Genomic DNA, 234 nt, shown 5'->3' with positions numbered 1-234 from the left:
GATGTTGCTCAGCGACTCCTGCACGATGCGGTAGACGGCCAGACCGAGCAGCCGGTCGGCGGCCATCCCGTCGTCCTCGCCGAGGTCGTCGGCGAACGTCACCTCGCCGCGCCGTCGTGCGGCGTCGATGAGCCGGCTCACGTCGCCGATACCCGGCTGAGGAGCGGTCTCCGCCGCCTCGCCGCCCCGGAGCACCCCGAGCAGGCTCCGCATCTCGCCCATCGCCGCCCGCGC

Annotated in this window: 1 pseudogene; it reads right to left on the bottom strand. The window is 73.9% G+C overall.

The window, feature by feature from the left end:
- Window positions 1-222 (bottom strand): annotated as a pseudogene (locus SB717_RS39740) (sensor histidine kinase); the annotation flags it as partial.
- Between the last annotated feature and the right edge of the window lie 12 nt (window positions 223-234).

The sequence above is a fragment of the Priestia sp. SIMBA_032 genome (assembly GCF_046535215.1).
Lineage (GTDB): Bacteria > Bacillota > Bacilli > Bacillales > Bacillaceae_H > Priestia > Priestia aryabhattai.
This window is presented reverse-complemented; position numbering and strand designations above follow the sequence as displayed.